Genomic DNA, 16,968 nt, shown 5'->3' with positions numbered 1-16,968 from the left:
AAGACAACGATGATCCAGACCGCCTTCTTGGGCGGTGAAGTCTCTCCGAAGATGCTTGGTCGCACGGACCTCAAGGGTTACGACACCAGCACGAAGACGATGCTCAACGCTCTGCCGTTCTATCACGGTGGAACGAAGCGTCGTCCTGGCACGTTCTTCCATGGCGAGGTGCGTGACAGCTCGTTCGCCGTCAAGTTGGTGCCGTTCATCTACTCGCGCACGCAGAGCTTCTTGTGCGTGTTCAACAACAGCCGCATCCAGTTCATCAAGGACGGCGACTTCATCGAGACATCGCCGGGCGTTCGCTACGAAATCACGCACCCGTACACGAGCGACGAACTGAACGAACTTCGCTTTGCCCAGTTCGGCAACAGCGTGTACTTCACGCACCCGAACTACCCGCCGAAGCGCCTCTTCCGTACTGGCGATACCAGCTGGACATTCACTGACATGGCGTTCGTCCACCGCGCTCTGACGGACTACTGGTACGAGAACGCGAACATTCGCTTCCGCATCATCAGCAACACAACGAACCCATACACGGCAGGCGGCGTGTTCACCGTGACGAGTCCTGGCGGTGGGGGCGCTGCTACTGCGACATTCGCAGGAACCGGCTACGGCCAGATGGTTGCAGCGAGCAAAGCAGGAAGCCCAGCCGAGACATGGACGGTCACTTGCATTTATGCCGACTCGCAACGCCAGGAATGGAGCGTCGTCGGCTCCGTGTCAGGCGCGATGGCCCTGCTTTTCAAAGCAGGCAACTACCCAGCCGCGATTGCCTTCTACCAACAGCGCATGTTCCTGGCTGGCACTCCAGCACAACCACAGACGCTATGGGGTTCGAAGTCAGGCTCAGACCTCGACATCACGAACTTCACACGCGGACCGGACGACAACGACGGTGTCGAACTGACGCTCGCAAGCTCTTCCAACGACATGATCTTGCACATGGTGCCGTCCCCAACGGACCTGCTGATCATGAGCTACGCAAACGAGTTCGTGATGAGTTCAACGAGTGGCGTCTACACACCAAAGACGGCCATCGTCAAACCTCAGACCACATACGGCTGCAACCTCGTCTCCCCTCTGCGCATCGGGAACGCTGCTGTGTTTGTCCAGCGCGACGGCCGCCGTGTCCGTGCTGCAGCCTATGACCTGGGCAAAGGGTCGAACACCGCAGCCGACATGACCGTGACTTCCGAACACATCACGGGCACAGGTGTCATCGACATGGCGTTCCAGCAAGACCCGGACTTCAATGTCTGGCTGATCCGCAAGGACGGCTACCTTGTCTCTCTGACCTACCTGAACGAACAGGATGTCATTGCGTGGGCGCGCCATGATACGGACGGCTGGTTCAAGGCCGTGGCGACGATCCCTGAGAACAACAGCGACACGACCTATGTTTGCGTCGAACGCCTCGTCAACGGCGTCTACAAGAAGTACATCGAGAGCATTGACTATGTGCTGAAGTCCCTGTCCGACGCCACGATCTTCGGTGCCAATGCGGTTGCCAAAACAACTTGGACGGGACTGGGCCACCTAGAGGGTAAGGAAGTCGTCATCGTCGGTGACAACAGCAATGCCACACGCAAGATCGTCACGGGCGGTCAGATCGTGCTCGATGTGGCAGCAAAGGAAGTCGCCATCGGCCTTCCGTACACGACAACGATCGAACTTCTCCACCCGAACCCTCAGGTGGATGGCGGTACAGCTCGCGGTCGCCAGCTATCAGTCCACGAAGTCACTCTGGTTGTCGATCAGACGGTCAGTTGCAAGGTGAACGGCAGCCCAGTTGCGTTCAATTCAATTGGACAGCTTGCCGACAAGGCTCCCGTTCCGTACTCCGGTGACAAGCGCCTCGCGTCGATGGGCTGGGGAACACCGCTCAACATGAAGATCGAACAAGAACTGCCGATGCCGTTCACGTTGCTGGCGGTCGTCATGAAGGTATCCGTGAACGACTAGTGCTCCCTGCGAAACATAAATAGAGAAGCAAGGGAGACACAACATGATTATTGAGAACGCAACTATGGAGGACGTGCTGCCGCTGGTGAAGCTGGCAGTCGTCATGTTCAACGAGAGCCCGAACTATGGGCGCTACAACGATTTCGACGGCGGGAAGGTGTTCGACATCCTCGTCAACCTGGTTGATTCTGATAGCGGCATCGTGATCGTTTGCCGTGATGACAGCGGAGAGATCGTCGGTGGATTCGTTGGCGGTGTAGACGTGATGTGGTTCTGCCGCACGACGAAGGTGATGTACGACAACGCCCTGTTCATCCACCCGGCACATCGCGGCGGAATGACGGCAGTGAACCTTCTCAAAGAAGCGTTCCGTCAGGCGAGAGAAAAAGGCGCATCACAGGCGCAAGTGACGAACACAACAGGTGTGTTCTCGAAGCACGTCGAGCGGCTGTACCAGTACGTAGGTATGGAACACGTCGGCGGCTTCTACAAGCTAGATTTGTAAAGGGACAGGAAGATGGCAGCAGTTTCATCACTGGTGATTGCGGGTGTAACCGTAGCCGCTGGCGCGTACAGCGCGAACCAACAAGCGCAAGCAGGTAAGGCTGCATCACGCGCCGGCCGGGACAGTGCCGCTATTGCCGCACAGAACGCAGGTGCAGAGGCCGGTGCGCTGATGTACGAGGCAGAGGAAGCACGCCGTGTTGCTCAGGTGAACGCGCAGAAGCTTCAAGGCCAAGCACGCGAGTTCCGCAGCTCACAGCAGGCGCTCGTCGCTGCGTCTGGCTTCACGTACGACAGCGGAACCGCCCAAGTCCTCCAAGAAGAGACGGACAACCTCGTCGCTGCTGACGCTCTGGCGATGCTCCATGACGGCGGCCAGAAGTACATCGCCGGAAAGCTTGGCGCAGAAAACATCATCAAGGGTGGCACGTCGAACGCAATGCAGCAGATCAAGCAAGGCGATGCGCAAGGTCAAGCACTTCAAGCACAGGCAGTCGGCACGTTGCTCAGTTCTGCTGTCAGCGCAGCAGGCAAGTACAACTCCGGCGCAAGAACAACAACAAGCTCCAGCAGCCCACAGGTGGCCGGATGGGGTGACACATTCAAATGGGGACGCGAATAATGGCGCTTGATCCACGTAACACATTCGGAAAACTGAGTGCTGGTGCTGCCCAGGCACCACGCGCGGCACAACTCGTTCCGGAAGACTCCATTCAATCTGCAACGCTGCCAGCGCTCGCAATGGCGAAGCTGGGCGACACGATTGAACAGAGTGCAGAAGTCATCCGCAAGGCTGGCATCACAAACGACAGACAGAAGCTCGAAGCGTACGGCGCTGAACTGGGTGCGCGTGAAGCACAGATTCGTGTCGAGCAGCAGAAACAGCAACAGGAAAAGGGCGAGATGTGGACGCCCGAACAGCTTCAGACCGACTACAACCAACGTCTGGATCAAGCGAAGGCAGAACTTTCGCCGAAGTACAAGGTCGACTGGCTGGGAGACGAGAAAGGCGCTTACGAACAGAAGTGGGTCGGCGCGGCAAATGAATCGTACATGCGCAGTGTCGTTCAACCTCGCATCGCTGACATTGGTCGTCGCAACATCGAGCAGATCGCCCAGAGCCACCAGACACGCGCTGCAACGTTGAGCGCGGGCGGTGACATCTTGGGTGCGCTTGCAGCCAGTGCCGCGGCAGCAGAGGCCTACGAATCGGGTCCGGCTGCAGTGTTGTTCACGCCTGACCAAGTAGCGACTCGCAAGAACCGCATCTGGAGTGACGGTGCGATGAAGACGCTCGCCATCCAAGACCCGAAGCGGGTTGTTGAGCTGACGGATGCCAGCCTTGCGCTACGTGCTGCCGCTGACAAGTCGGGCGACCAGTCTGCATTGATAGCCGACCCGCTGCGCGGATTCTCAACGACAAAGCTGCTCGACTTGCAAAACGACTTCGGTCAGTACGCCAAGCGTGCGGATGAAGAGAAGGCACGCGAACTGGAGAAGCAACAGCGCGTCGAGGCGAACGGCTACCAGAACGAAGTGATTCTGTTCATGACCGATCCGAAGACGAGCTCTCACCAGATCGGCCAACGCCTTGTACTTGAACGCTCAAAGATGAAGGACATGATCGCCAACGATCCGGGCAACCCCATGCTCGATGTCGTTGGTCGCAGCGTCGTCCAGATGACGAATGAACTTGAGCAACGCCAGCGCAAGGCACAAGCAGATGCGAACCGCGTTGCCAAGGAAGGTCAAGCGGATGCTGGCCTTGGTGACTTCGTTGCCAGTGGCGCACGGATCGATCCAACCGATCCGAAGAGCCGCAAGATGGGCGACGCGCTATACGACAAGCTTCAGACGGCGAACGGATACAACAAGCTCAACCCGGCACAGCAACAAGATTTCGACCAGCAGTATGTCGGTCGCTTTGGCTACCTCCCAGAGAAGCGCGAACGCGAACTGAAGCAACGCGCAAACAGCAACGACCCCGCGATTGCGGCAGATGCAGTTCGCCGGCTGTCCACCCTGACGAAGATCGATTCGAACGTCATGGAGCAGCTGCCGAAGCCGATGCAGACGATCATTCACAACGTGGACCGCCACGGCATGACACCTGAGGCCGCTCGCAAGGGCGTACTCGATGACCAGATCCGCACGCCCGAGGAACAAGCTGTCATCAAGGACCGCATCAAGCTGAACACGGACAGCACGTCCACCAAGATGGCTCCGTTCTCTGCACAGAAGGTTCTCGGTCCTGCCTTCAAGGGCGCAACCCTTCCGCCTCAGGTGGAAGCGACGTACCAGGCGAACTTCGGCAACTCATTCAAGACGAACAACCAGGACGCTGACGCTGCATCGAAAGACGCTGCGGCAGTTGTTCAGCGTGACTACTCCGTCTCAACAACAGACGGCAAGAAGGTCGTCCGCTACAAGCAGCCGGACAAGTTCGGCATTGCCGAGCCGGACCTGAAGTACCAGCAGGAGAAATACCTGAAGGGCTTTCAGATCAATGAACGCGGTCTGGACAAGGACGGCAAGGACGTCGTTATCACCACAACGCTGAGCGGCACAGAGAACACGCAGTACACGTACGTCGGTCAGAAGGGAAAGCACCCTGTCTATCGCGTCAACGTCCTGGACAAACGCACGGGGGTTCCGAAGCCTCTCATTGACGCGCGCGGCCCGGTAGAGATCGAATTCGATCCGAACGACAAGCGCCCACCGGAGGTGATCGTCAAGAAGCCAGGACTCGCAGAGCGCACAGGAAAGAAGGGCAACCCTCTCGCTCGATCTGCTGCCAGCTTCAACACCCCTAGCAACCCAAGCACACAACAACCACAGGGAGACTGGTAATGGCAGGTCTACTCAAGCCGGAAGAGCGGCTCTCCACACAATTGACCCACACACAGGGTGACAACGTCAATTCCCGCTCTGCTATGGGTGATCAATGGCGCCCGACGTTCAAGGAGGTCCGTGCGGCTGACGCTCGCCTAAACAACGTAATCGACAACTTCGACCACCGCAACGATGCGCCTGAGGTCAAGAAGCAGCAGGAGGACGAAGCACGTGACCTCCTGAGCTATGCCTCCTTCGGCCAACAGATTCGCGCTACGTTCTCTCAGGATGAAGTGTTGCTCGGCACCTTGGCATCGCTTGCCGTCCCTCCAGTGGCTTACCGTGCCATCCCGGCAACGCTTTCCCGCGTCGGTGCGGTTGTGGCTCGTGTTGGCATCGCTTCGGGTACGAATGCGGCGTTGACGGCGGGCAAGGAAACAGCGCTGCACCAGCTGCAGGAAACCCGCACGATGCAGGAATCCGCATACACCGTCGCTGGCGCTGCAATCCTTGGTGGTGCATTCCAAGGCGCATTTGAAGGTATCGGTGGCGCTATCGCTCGCCGAGCCTCCGTTGGCCCGAACGAAGAAGCTGCACGTCAGGCATTCATCAACAAGGGGACGACAGCCGAGCAAGAGCTTGGAAAAGCAGTCCTCGAACCTGACACGACGCCTCTACGCTCATGGAACAACGCACCTCTCGTCGCCCGCAAGGACGAAGTTCTTGGCGAAACGGCAGCGGCGAACAACCTCCGTGTTCGTAGCGATGAGGCTGGCCGTCAGTTTGAATTGTTCGATGACTCTTTAATGCAAGGCCTTCCACCACGCACGGTAGTCGATCAGGTCGGCAAGGACATTGAAGCTCCAGATCACAGTGGCGGTGCAGCCTACGCCCAGCCAGGACAACTTCTGGGGCGCGGGCATGACACGCCTGCAACATTCCCGTTTGATGGTGTTCCGGGTCAGTACGCGCTCGACTCAACCAGTCCACGCCTGACGGCTGTCGCAACCGGCGTTGACCGGTTGGCGCGCAATCTGACCGGCGACAAGTGGGATGCGACAACGACTTTCAACAGCTACATGCTGATGTCGAAGAACCAAAGCACACGCGCGCTGGCAGCTGACTTGCTTCCCCTCAACACCGCAACACGTCTTTCCGAATCAGGCTCGGGCAACCCTATGCCTCTTGGCTCGAAGGTCGAATCGTTCAAGCATCGTTACCTCGACAAGCTGGATGAACTGGAGAACCACAACCTTTCTGAGTACAAGGCCGAGTGGTCGAAGATGAGTGCCGAGCAGCACGAGGCGATTGTCGATTGGGCGGAACAGGTGATCACGAACGGCGACCGCATTCGCGCGTATGAGCTTGTGGATCGCTTCCGTTCAAATGCTGCAGAAATCCCTGTGCTGAAAGGGACGCGTAGAAGCATGGCGAACGACCCTGCACGCAAGGACTTCAACATGCTGGCGAAGTTCGCCGGCGACAACGGATTTGAAGCACCGATCCCATCCGTCACCCGTTACAGCCGAATGCTCAATCAGCAGATCACGAACGACATTGCTACACGAGGAAACCGCGCTGGCGCGTGGCGTATCGACACCGATGCTGAGCGTGGAATTTCGGAAACGTACGGCCAAGCTCGCCTGTGGAGTCGCGACAAGATCATTGCGATGATCCCGGGTGATGACCTGCCGCCGTTCGTCCGCATCGCTGCTCGCTTCCACAATCCTGAGATCGAAGGCACGCCGCTTGATCAGGCTTGGCGCCTCTACCATCACTTCCGTGACTCCGATGGTGAGTTCAGCGCGCTTGAGTTCCGTGGTGCAACTGGTGGACCGGATTCCTCAAAGGGTGTCGTTCTCGGGCACTTGCCGACGAATGCCTTCATCGACTTCCTTGAGAACGATGCGAGTCTTCTGACGGAGATGTATGTCAAGCGTAGCGCCCGTGCCATCGTTCCTCGTGAGCACTTCGAAAGCCCTGAGTGGACAACCGTCTACAACAAACGTATCGCACAGGTTCATCAAGAGGCTGAGAACCAGATTGTCGAACTTGGTCAACGAGCAGACCTGAAGCCGGGTCAGTTTGAAGCTGAGCAGGCAAAGATTCTCACGAGAGCAAAGAAGGACACAGAGCAGCTTCAATGGGGCCTGGATCGGGCGCTTGGCGTTGCTGAGAAGCAATCGGACATCATTTCAACTCTCCGCACTGGAATGAGCGGGATGATGCTCGGTCGCTCGCTGAACGCGAACATGGGCGACTTGCACTCGATGACGGTGCTCGATTCGATCAAACGTGTGTTCGTCGAGTTCCCTACTGAGATCGTCGCAGGCATCCGACGTGCGATTGCTGACCCATCGGCACCAGGATCGATTGACTTCGAACAGGCACGACGCCTTGGAACGATCCAACGCCACTTCATGTATGACTCGATGAACGACGGCATGAATACGGTCGTCTCTGAGATGGACCGTGCTCGCGTCTCAACATGGAGGCGCGGTGCTCAGTGGTTCGCTGATACGACTCACGTCTTCAGCGGCATGAAGGCTTTCAACGATTCCGGCCGCAAGATGATGACGACCGACATCAATGACAACTTCATCAAGTTCCTGAAGGGCAATCGATCACTGAACGAAACACAGTTGTCCGAATACAACCGTTTCGGTCTGGCGACGAACCTTGATGATCCGATGACACAGCGCGTGCATGTGCAGGTCTTGAGGCACGGCCAGACAGTGGACGGGATCGACTACCCAAATACCCATCTGTGGGATGACGCACAGGCAGCCGAGCACTTCATGGGGTTCAACAAGCGCGCCATCAACTCGTACATCCTTGAACCTGACGCGACGACCAAGATGGTGATCGAGCGCGGGGAGCATTCCGGTTTCTTCTCGACCGTGCTTCAGTTCACGTCTTTCATTCGTGCGGCAATCGACAAGCAGATTGTTCCCACGTTCCAGGCTGGACCTACTGAGATCCTGAAGACGTACATGAAGCTCGCAGCGTACAACTACGCGGGCGCCTACACGTGGCAGCTGATGTACGGAAAGCACGACATTGACGACGAGCGCACGCAGAACGCGATCTGGGGCCGAGCGCTGAACAACACACTTCTTCTACCCTCCTCTTTGCTGATGACGGCGATGAAGGTGCTTGAGCCTTCAATGGGTCAAGCTGGTGAATGGCTCGGCCTGACACCGAAGTACAGCATGGAGAAGGAATCCGTTCCGATCATGGGCGGCATCGGACGTGTCGCAAAGAGCGTCAAGGGCCTCGGGCAGTTGGCGACCGACGACACGCTGACGGACGAGAAGAAAGAAAAGATCTGGATGAACAGCTCGCAGCTGATGCCGTACCTGAACACGCCACTCGGCCAGATGTTCACGAAGCTCATCCTGAAGTACGAGCACCACCGAGAGAACCAATAACAACAAGGAGACAGGGATGGAAGAAAAAGTAAACCTCTCGCAGTTCACGCCAGCCGTGGAAGCTGTCGAGACGTCGATCATGGATCGTGCGATGGCGAAGGCTGAGCGAGCAGCAAAGGCGGTCGAAGAGAAGGCGGCACTGGCGTTGAAGAATCGTCGCCGTGCACAAGAGACATCAAACGCCGCTCGCAACCGTGCTCGCCTGAAGAAGAGCTACGAAGAGAAAAAGGAGATGCACGCTCAACTGGGCGTGGCGATCAACGAGATGCTGCGTCAGTTCTGCCAGGAGCTACAGGGCCTTCTGCTCGTCAAGGTCGATCAGCTGTTCGACCGCGATGCCGTTGAACGTCGCAAGAGCCAGATGTCGATCCTGAAAGAGACGATGGCGACCGTGACCATGCTTCAGAAGATGCAGGAGTCCTTGGAGGACAAGTACAACATCAAGAAGGAAGACGCCAAGGAGAACAACGGCGACAACGTGCTGCTGTTCAAGAATGCTCAAAAGCTGATGGCGAAGGCGTCGAAGTAAAAAAAGGGACCTCGATGGTCCCTTTCTTCAACCGCGCTGTTCGCGTCCTGGCTCGTCTGTGTCGCAGCGCCACCGCCAGTAACGATCCGGCTTGACCCATACGACGTTTTCGTCATCCAACTTCCTGAACGCTGCCAGGACTTCTTTCGCCAGATGAATGTTTCCGTCGTCGGTCACTTTGTACAACGCATCATGACCATCGGGATACAACGCGTGATCCACCGACTCATCTTGGTAGACGCACTCCTGATCTACAAGACGTGCGTACATCCACTGTGCGAGGTCTTCCGGAGTCACGGCTTCTTCTTGACCAAGATCAGTTGTTCCTCACGGAACTCGCCCGATTCGAGCTTCTTTCCTGCAAACCAGTCACATCGGAACCACACGCGAGCTTCCGACGGGACCGTCTTCACAGACATGTCTGGGCCGCCGCTATTCAGCTTGACGATGTCTCCACGTTCGTATTTGTTCGCCACGCTCTCTCCATTTTTTGTTAAACCAGCTTTGTAGATTGGCGCACAAAGCTCGGGTTCAAGAGGGGAACGGCGACTGGGCTCAGAAAAGGGATCAGATTTTATCCGGGTGAAATCATCGCCGGGGAACACCGACCTTTTCAGCTCATCGAGAACGACATGCTCAACGGCGAGGTGATTCGTCTGGACGGAGCGATTCGATTGGCCCCTCGCTGATCTCGGACGCCGGCAGCTTCGTGCTGCCGGTGCGGTCCAGGCGCTCGTAGTTCGCGATCACCTGGGCCCCGAGCAGCACCAGCATGGCGGCGATTTCCAGGCTCAGCAGCACCACGATCGCCGTGGTGAGCGAGCCGTAGACGATGTTCACCTGCGACAGCGTCGAAAAGTACCAGATCAGCACGCGCCGCGTGGCCTCCCACAAGAGCGCAGCGGTCACGCCGCCCAGCAACGCATGCCGCAACGACATGCGCCCGGCCGGCATCACGAGGTAGAGCGAGGTCAGCATGAAGATCTCGCCGCCCAGCCCGAGCAGGTACAGCAACACCCCCGAAATGCCCGACAGCGACCAGCTGCGCCCCAGCAGGTCGACGCTTTCCTGCCCCACGAGCTGCAGCGCGCCCGACACCAGCGTGACCAGCAACAACCCTGCGCACAGGCTCAGGATGTAGAGGTACGGCATCGCCACCGACACGAGAAAGTGGCGCTTGTGATCGTCCTTGCGGTGGTGAAAGATCACCGCCATGGCGCTTTCGAGCACGCTGAACGCCAGCGAACTGAAGAAAATCATCGTCACCAGCAGCACCGGCCCGAGCACGGAGCGGTGGTCCAGGAAGCTCGACAGCTCGGCCACGATGGCTTTCGACTGCCCCGGCAGCAGCCACTCAAGGTAGCGCCCGATGGTGCGCAGCAGCTCGCCCTGGTCGATCACGTGCGACAGCGCCATGACGCTCACGATCAGCAGCGGCACGATGGACAGCAGCGCGTAGTAGGCGACCGCCCCCGCCAACAGCAACCCCTGGTTGGCACGGAAGTCCTTGAGCGCACCCCAGACGAAGCGCAGCGGATGGCGCAGCAGCGGCGCGGCGTGTTGCAAAGGCAGGGGCGTCTTCATGCGTGATGTGGATTTGCGGCGGGGTTCAGTATGCCGCCCGCGCGCTTGCGTATGATTTGCCGCTCCCCGCAGCCATGACCATCCCCGCTTCATTCATCCAGGAACTCATCGCGCGCGCCGATGTGGTCGAAATTGTCGGCCGCTACGTTCAGCTCAAGAAGGCCGGCGCCAATTTCATGGGGCTGTGCCCCTTCCACGGCGAGAAGTCGCCCTCGTTCTCGGTCAGCCCGACGAAGCAGTTCTATCACTGCTTCGGTTGCGGCGTGCACGGCAACGCCATCGGCTTCCTCATGGAACATGCGGGCATGGGCTTCGTCGAAGCCGTGCACGACCTGGCCGGCCAGTACGGCCTGGTCGTGCCCGAAGACGACGTCTCGCCCGCCGAGCGCGCCCGCGCCGCCACCCAGCGCCAGAAACAGGCCACGCTGACCGACGTGCTCGAGAAAGCCGGCGACGCCTACCGCAAGGCGCTGCGCCAGGCGCCCGGCGCCATCGACTACCTCAAGGGCCGCGGCGTGTCGGGCGAGGTCGCCAAGCAGTTCGGCATCGGCTATGCGCCGGCCGGCTGGCGCGCGCTGGCCAGCGTGTTTCCCGACTACGACGATCCGCTGCTTGCCGAGAGCGGGCTGGTGATCGTCAACAACGAGGAAGGCAAGCTCAGCGACGAAGAGGCCAAGCGCTACGACCGCTTTCGCGACCGTGTGATGTTCCCGATCCGCAACGTCAAGGGCGAGTGCATCGGCTTCGGCGGGCGCGTGCTCGGCGACGAAAAGCCCAAGTACCTGAATTCGCCCGAAACGCCCGTCTTCAGCAAGGGCCGCGAGCTCTACGGCCTGTACGAGGCGCGCGCCGCCTTCCGTGACCGCGGCTACGCGCTCGTCACCGAGGGCTACATGGACGTGGTGGCGCTGGCCCAGCTCGGTTTTCCGAACGCGGTGGCCACGCTGGGCACGGCCTGCACCACCGAGCACGTGCAAAAGCTCTTCCGCTTCACCGAGTCGGTGGTATTCAGCTTCGACGGCGACGCCGCCGGACGCCGTGCCGCGCGCAAGGCGCTCGACGGCGCCCTGCCCTACGCGACCGACACGCGCAGCATCAAATTCCTGTTCCTGCCGGCCGAGCACGACCCCGACAGCTACATCCGCGCGCACGGCGCCGAGGCCTTCGCCGGCTTCGTGGCCGAGGCCACGCCGCTGTCGCGCTTCATGCTCGAGGCCGCCCGCGAAGGCTGCGACCTGAGTTCGGCCGAGGGCCGCGCCCACATGACGAGCAACGTGCGCCCGCTCTGGAGCGCCATGCCCGACGGCGCGCTCAAGCGGCAGCTGCTCAGCGAGATCGCCACGCTGGTCCAGCTCGACGCCGCGGCGCTGTCCGACCTGTGGGCCACCGCCGCGCCCGGCCCCCGCAAGGGTGCCGGTGCGCCGTCGCAGGCCCCGCAGCGCCATAGCGAGCCCGACAGCTACGGCAACGACCCGGGCGACTACTACCCGGACATGCCGCCGACGCAGGACTACGAGCCCCCGCGCTACGAAAACGAGAGCAAACCCAAGTTCCAGCCGCGCAAGTTCACCAAGGGCAAGCGCTGGGGCGGCAAGTTCGAGGAACCCATCGAGCCGCTGCGCGGACGCGGCAAGCCGCCGAGCCGACCCGACGTGGCGGTGCGGCTGGTGCTGTCGAACATGGCGCAGTGGGAGGCGCTGTCGCACGAGCTGCATGTGATGCTGTGCGACCTGCCGGGCGAGCACGGCGGCCTCTTCACCTGGCTGGACAGCCAGCTGCACGAGCACGGCGTGCAACCGTGGGCGGCGCTGCGCGAAGGCCTGCGCGGGCTCGATTTCGCGCCGCTGGCCGAGCGCCTCATGAGCGTGTCGGAGGCCGGTCCGGTGCCCGAAGGCGAGGAAGAACAACATTTGGCCGATGCCGCCAAGGAGCTGGCGAGCGTGCTCGACTTCATGCTCGACGACCGCCTGAAGGCCCAGCAGAGCGAGGCCATCGCTTCGGTCGGAAAAGACCCGAAAGCCCTGGAACGCTACAAGGCGCTGGAAGCCCGCCGGCTCGAATTGCGAGACCGCATTCGCGCGTCGGGGACAGATACTGCTTGAAATTTGCGCAACAGGCTATAATGTAGGGCTTCGCAACTGGCGAAATTAGGCAAGAGCGACAGCAGCACCTCCGGGCCGACCCCTAGCGCAACGCACTCCAACGGTAAATTCCGGCGGAAAGGGTCAATAACCGCAAGGACTGCATACCAAATGTTCGCCCGACATCTTGCCTGATGAGGAATTAATTCCTCATTTCCCAATTGTTCTGTCCGTGCCTGTGCACGGGCCTGGTGGTGCTGTCCGCGTGACGGCGCGCCTGTGATCCCGCTTGTCTTTTCTTGTCGTAACGAGGTCGTATGCCCAGTTCAAAGAAGCCTGCTCCTTCACTTGCAAAAAGCGTCAAAAGCGTCGCCACCAAGCCCGCAGCAGAGAAACCGTTGAAAGCCGGTGCCAAACCGGCAACCAAGACGGCTGCCGCCGCGTCCAAAACGGCAGCCGCAACGAAAGTGAAACCCGTGCCCACGAAATCGACCTCTCTCGACGATCCCAAGAAAGCCGCAGCCACTGCCACGGCTGCCCCCGCCGCCAAGAAAGTTGGCCGCCCGCCCAAGGCCGCCAGCGCTGCTGCAGCTGCGCCCGCCACCGGCGCCAAGCGCGGGCGCAAGCCCAAGGCCGCCAAGGAAGCCGGCGAGAGCGACATCGACCTGTCGGACATCGAGGAAGACCTGGCCGGTGACGAGCCCGCGGTCGTCGCGACCACCGAAGAGAAGGTCAAGCCGCTGCGCATGAAGATCAGCAAGGCGAAGGAACGCGCCTTGATGAAGGAGTTCGGCCTCGACGAGACCGTGCTCTCCGAAGAAGACCTGGCCAAGCGCCGCTCGCGCCTGAAGACCCTGATCACGCTGGGCAAGACCCGCGGCTACCTCACGCACGGCGAAATCTCCGACCACTTGCCCGACAAGCTGGTCGACGCCGAGACCATGGAAGTCGTGGTCACCATGCTCAACGACATGGGTGTGGCGGTGTACGAGCAGACGCCCGACGCCGAAACCCTGCTGCTGAACAACACCGCGCCCACCGCCACCACGGTGGAAGAAGCCGAAGAAGAAGCCGAAGCGGCTCTGTCCACTGTGGACAGCGAATTCGGCCGCACGACCGACCCCGTTCGCATGTACATGCGCGAAATGGGCACGGTCGAGCTGCTGACGCGCGAAGGCGAAATCGAAATCGCCAAGCGCATCGAAGGCGGCCTGATGGCCATGATGGAAGCCATCTCGGCTTCCCCCGCCACCATCGCCGCGATCCTCGAGATGGCCGCGACCATCCGTGAAGGCAAGGTCGTCATCTCGACCATCGTCGACGGCTTCTCGAACCCGAACGAGGCCGACGACTACGTGGCCGAAGAAGACTTCGACGAATTCGACGAAGAAGACGACGACGACGGCAAGGGCGGCTCCAAGGCCCTGACCAAGAAGCTCGAAGAGCTCAAGAACGAAGCCCTCGCGCGCTTCGACCGCATTGCCGAAATGTTCGAGAAGATCCACAAGATCTACGAGAAGGAAGGCTACGGCACGCCGGCGTACACCAAGGCCCAGCAGGCCGTGTCCGACGAGCTCATGACCATCCGCTTCACGGCGAAGACCATCGAGAAGCTGTGCGACCTGGTGCGCACGCAGGTGGACGACGTTCGCAAGAAGGAACGCGAACTGCGCCGCATCATCGTGGACAAGTGCGGCTTCCCGCAGGACGAGTTCATCCGCGACTTCAGCGGCTTCGACAAGAACGGCAACCGCATCGCCTCGAACCTGCTCAACCTCAAGTGGGTCGAGAAGCAGTCTGCAGCCGGCAAGCCCTGGAGCGCCGTGCTCGCGCGCAACATCCCGCCGGTGCAGGAACTGCAGCAAAAACTCACCGACATCCAGTCGCGTGTGGTGGTGCCGCTGACCGAGCTCAAGGACATCAACAAGCGCATGAACGAGGGCGAATCGTCCTCGCGCGATGCCAAGAAGGAAATGATCGAGGCCAACCTGCGCCTCGTGATCTCCATCGCCAAGAAGTACACCAACCGCGGCCTGCAGTTCCTGGACCTGATCCAGGAAGGCAACATCGGCCTGATGAAGGCGGTCGACAAGTTCGAATACCGTCGCGGCTACAAGTTCTCGACGTACGCGACGTGGTGGATCCGCCAGGCCATCACGCGCTCGATCGCCGACCAGGCGCGCACCATCCGCATCCCGGTGCACATGATCGAGACGATCAACAAGATGAACCGCATCTCGCGCCAGCATTTGCAGGAGTTCGGCTTCGAGCCCGACGCCGGCATCCTGGCCGCCAAGATGGAGATCCCGGAAGACAAGATCCGCAAGATCATGAAGATCGCGAAAGAGCCGATCTCGATGGAAACCCCCATCGGCGACGACGACGATTCGCACCTGGGCGACTTCATCGAGGACAGCAGCAACACGGCCCCCATCGAGGCCGCGATGCAAGCCGGCCTGCGCGACGTGGTCAAGGACATCCTCGACAGCCTCACGCCGCGCGAAGCCAAGGTGCTGCGCATGCGCTTCGGCATCGAAATGTCGACCGACCACACGCTGGAAGAAGTCGGCAAGCAGTTCGACGTGACCCGCGAGCGCATCCGCCAGATCGAAGCCAAGGCGCTGCGCAAGCTGAAGCACCCGTCGCGTTCCGACAAGCTGCGCAGCTTCATCGACACCCTGTAATCCAGGTTCGCTGAAGCCCAAGCGCCCGCCTTGCCCCTCACCCGGGCGGCGGGCGTTCTCGTTTTTTCCACCGACACACACACCAAGTACAACGGAGCCGTCTTTCCATGAATCCCGACGCAGACAAACTCTGGCAGGCCCCGCGCTGGGCGCTTGCCGTGCTGCTCGCCGTGCTGGGCATGCTCGGGCCCTTCTCCATCGACACCTACATCCCGGCGTTCGCGGGCATCGCGCACTCCATCGGCGCGACGCCGGCCGAGATGCAGCAGACGCTGTCGGCCTACCTGTTCGGCTTCGCGTTCATGAACCTGTTCCACGGTGCGCTGTCGGACAGCTTCGGGCGCCGGCCGGTGGTGCTGTGGGGACTGGCCGTGTTCACGCTCGCCTCGCTGGGCTGCGCGCTGTCGCAGAACATCACGCAGCTGGTGCTGTTCCGCGGACTGCAGGGCCTGTCGACCGGCGCCGGCATCGTGGTGTCGCGCGCCGTCATCCGCGACATGTTCCCGCCGGCCGAGGCGCAGCGCGTGATGAGCCAGGTCACGATCTACTTCGGCGTGGCACCGGCCATCGCGCCTATCGTGGGCGGCTTCCTGTTCGTGCATGCGGGCTGGCACTCGATCTTCTGGTTCCTCGTGGCCGTGGGCGTCGTGCTGTTCGTCGCCAACTACAAGCTGCTGCCCGAAACGCTGCACAAGGACCATCGCCAGCCCTTCCAGGTGCGCCACCTGATGCGCGGCTACCGCGACCTGTGCTCCGACCCGCGCTTTCTGCTGCTGGCCTTTGCGAGCGGCGTGCCCTTCAACGGGATGTTCCTCTACGTGCTGGCCGCGCCCGCGTTCCTGGGCGACCACCTGGCGCTGCAGCCGCAGCAGTTCTTCTGGTTCTTCCTGCTGACCATCGGCGGCATCATGCTCGGCGCGCGCGCCAGCGGCCGCATGGCCGGCAAGGTGGCGCCCAAGCGGCAGATCCGCGACGGCTTCCTGATCATGATGGTCACCTCGGTGGTCAACGTGGTGGCCAACATCTTCTTCCAGGCGCACGTGGCCTGGGCCGTGTGGCCGCTGGCGGTGTTCGCCTTCGGCTGGGCGCTGATGGTGCCCGTGGTCACGCTGCTGGTGCTCGACCTGCACCCCGAGCGCCGCGGCATGGCGTCGTCATTGCAGGCCGTCATCGGCTCCACCGCCAACGGCGTCGTGGCCGGCGCGGTGGCGCCGCTGGTGATGCACTCCACGCTGGCACTGGCCCTCACCTCCGCGCTGATGCTCTCGATCGGGCTGGTCGCCTGGGTCTGGCTGCACCACCGTTGGCCCGACATCGGGCGTCGGGTGGCTCACGACGAAGCCTGAGGGAGACGG

At 60.7% G+C, this 16,968-nt stretch carries 11 protein-coding genes and 1 pseudogene; 9 read left to right on the top strand and 3 right to left on the bottom strand.

The window, feature by feature from the left end:
- Positions 1-9: 9 nt before the first annotated feature.
- From CY658_RS21690 to CY658_RS21665, 6 genes are read left to right on the top strand one after another with little or no spacing between them, the layout of a single operon-like run.
- Complete coding sequence (locus CY658_RS21690) at positions 10-1,968, top strand: hypothetical protein (protein WP_180839012.1); 1,959 nt, start codon at positions 10-12, stop codon at positions 1,966-1,968.
- Between the two features lie 43 nt (positions 1,969-2,011).
- Entirely contained in the window at positions 2,012-2,473 is a 462-nt protein-coding gene (locus CY658_RS21685; RefSeq protein WP_101492159.1) for a GNAT family N-acetyltransferase, read from the top strand.
- A 12-nt stretch (positions 2,474-2,485) separates the two neighbouring features.
- On the top strand, positions 2,486-3,094 hold the full coding sequence (locus tag CY658_RS21680) for a hypothetical protein (RefSeq protein ID WP_143713738.1): 609 nt from the start codon (positions 2,486-2,488) through the stop codon (positions 3,092-3,094).
- A complete protein-coding gene (locus tag CY658_RS21675) occupies positions 3,094-5,322 on the top strand; it encodes a hypothetical protein (protein ID WP_143713736.1) in 2,229 nt (742 codons plus the stop codon). The genes CY658_RS21680 and CY658_RS21675 overlap by 1 nt, the downstream gene beginning before the upstream one ends.
- Positions 5,322-8,735, top strand: a complete 3,414-nt coding sequence (locus CY658_RS21670; protein WP_143713734.1) for a hypothetical protein — start codon at positions 5,322-5,324, stop codon at positions 8,733-8,735. The genes CY658_RS21675 and CY658_RS21670 overlap by 1 nt, the downstream gene beginning before the upstream one ends.
- Positions 8,736-8,751: 16 nt before the next feature.
- Positions 8,752-9,264 carry a hypothetical protein gene (locus tag CY658_RS21665; protein ID WP_101492155.1) on the top strand — a complete coding sequence of 171 codons (513 nt, stop codon included), beginning with the start codon at positions 8,752-8,754 and terminating at the stop codon, positions 9,262-9,264.
- A 27-nt stretch (positions 9,265-9,291) separates the two neighbouring features.
- Here the strand turns inward: CY658_RS21665 and CY658_RS21660 are convergent, their stop codons facing one another.
- The 3 genes and pseudogenes from CY658_RS21660 to CY658_RS21650 all read right to left on the bottom strand — a co-directional run.
- On the bottom strand, positions 9,292-9,561 hold the full coding sequence (locus tag CY658_RS21660; protein WP_101492154.1) for a DUF6953 family protein: 270 nt from the start codon (positions 9,559-9,561) through the stop codon (positions 9,292-9,294).
- Complete coding sequence (locus CY658_RS21655; protein ID WP_101492153.1) at positions 9,558-9,740, bottom strand: YodC family protein; 183 nt, start codon at positions 9,738-9,740, stop codon at positions 9,558-9,560. Before CY658_RS21655 ends, CY658_RS21660 begins: the two co-directional genes overlap by 4 nt.
- Before the next feature lie 268 nt (positions 9,741-10,008).
- Positions 10,009-10,848: pseudogene (locus CY658_RS21650) on the bottom strand (YihY/virulence factor BrkB family protein); the annotation flags it as partial.
- 74 nt (positions 10,849-10,922) lie between these two features.
- On the opposite strand from CY658_RS21650, the gene dnaG reads away from it, so the two are divergent.
- From dnaG to CY658_RS21635, 3 genes are all read left to right on the top strand, one after another.
- On the top strand, positions 10,923-12,950 hold the full coding sequence (gene dnaG, locus CY658_RS21645) for a DNA primase (RefSeq protein WP_101492151.1): 2,028 nt from the start codon (positions 10,923-10,925) through the stop codon (positions 12,948-12,950).
- A gap of 296 nt (positions 12,951-13,246) precedes the next feature.
- On the top strand, positions 13,247-15,613 hold the full coding sequence (gene rpoD, locus CY658_RS21640; protein WP_101492150.1) for an RNA polymerase sigma factor RpoD: 2,367 nt from the start codon (positions 13,247-13,249) through the stop codon (positions 15,611-15,613).
- A gap of 107 nt (positions 15,614-15,720) precedes the next feature.
- The gene (locus CY658_RS21635; protein WP_101492149.1) at positions 15,721-16,959 is read left to right on the top strand and encodes a multidrug effflux MFS transporter; all 1,239 of its coding nucleotides are present in this window, start codon (positions 15,721-15,723) and stop codon (positions 16,957-16,959) included.
- Positions 16,960-16,968 lie beyond the last annotated feature (9 nt).

Origin of the sequence: Variovorax sp. RO1, assembly GCF_002849325.1 — a bacterium.
GTDB lineage: Bacteria > Pseudomonadota > Gammaproteobacteria > Burkholderiales > Burkholderiaceae_C > Variovorax.
The sequence above is the reverse complement of the archived record's forward strand: the minus strand, read 5'-3'. Positions and strand labels throughout refer to the sequence as shown.